Source organism: Paucibacter hankyongi, from assembly GCF_037482915.1.
GTDB lineage: Bacteria > Pseudomonadota > Gammaproteobacteria > Burkholderiales > Burkholderiaceae_C > Paucibacter_A > Paucibacter_A hankyongi.
Genome location: NZ_JBBHJX010000036.1, coordinates 1 through 1101 on the forward strand (window position 1 = coordinate 1; position 1101 = coordinate 1101).

Here is a 1101-nt window from a genome sequence, read left to right on the forward strand (position 1 = left end):
GCATCATGGCGCCTACCAGCCGCGTAATCGAGGCATCGTTGGGGAAGATGCCCACGACGTTAGTTCGGCGTTTGATCTCGGCGTTCAGCCGCTCAAGCGGGTTGGTGCTGTAGATCTGCGGCCAGTGCGCCCGTGGGAAGCCCATGAAGGCCAATACGTCGTGCTCGGCGTCGTTCATCATGGCGCTGAGCTTGGGCAGCTTGTCGCGAAACTGGTCGGCCACGCTGCGCCACTGCGTTCTGGCCGCTTCGGCCGTCTCCTGTACAAACACTGTGCCGATGGCTGCACTCACCATGCGCCGCTGTGTCTTGTTGGCATAGGCCAGGGCATTGCGCATGAAGTGCACCCGGCAGCGCTGCCAGGTGGCCTTGAGCGTTTTGGCTGACGCCGCCTTGATGCCCTCATGGCTGTCGCTGATCACGAGCTTCACGCCGCGCAGGCCACGCCGGTTCAGGCTGCGCAGGAACTCTGTCCAGAAGGGCTCAGCCTCGCTGGCGCCGACCTTGAGCCCCAGCACCTCACGCTGGCCTTCCGTGTTCACACCCACCGCCACTATGACGGCCACGCTCACGATGCGCCCGGCCTCGCGCGTCTTGACGTAGGTGGCGTCGATCCACAGGTACGGCCAGTCACCCTCGATCTGGCGGTTCAGGAACGCGCCGACCCGCTCATCGAGCTCAGCACACAGCCGCGAAACCTGGCTCTTGGACACGCCGCTCATGCCCATGGCTTTGACCAGGTCGTCCACGGAACGGGTCGAGATGCCCTTGATGTAGGCCTCCTGGATCACGGCAGTGAGCGCCTTCTCGGCCGTGCGCCGGGGCTCCAGGAACTCCGGGAAGTAGCTGCCTTGGCGCAGCTTGGGGATCTTCAGCTCGACGCTGCCGGCACGAGTCTCCCAGGTGCGCTCACGGAAGCCGTTGCGGCTGTTCAGACGCTCGGGACTCTTCTCGTCGTAGGCAGCGCCGCAGCGTCCTTCGACGTCGATCTCCATGAGGCGCTGGGCCATGAACTGCACCATCTGGCGCAGAACATCGATGTCGGCGCCCTTCTCGGCGAGTTCAGCTAATGCGATAGTTGAGGCGGTCATTGTGTTTCCTT

Annotated in this window: 1 protein-coding gene; it reads right to left on the bottom strand. The window is 63.9% G+C overall.

Features of this window, described 5'->3' with window-relative positions; all coding sequences use genetic code 11:
• Positions 1–1090, bottom strand: a 1090-nt coding sequence (locus tag WG899_RS22260; protein ID WP_339597824.1) for an IS256 family transposase, incomplete at its 3' end; no start/stop codon positions are given.
• Positions 1091–1101: the final 11 nt, after the last annotated feature.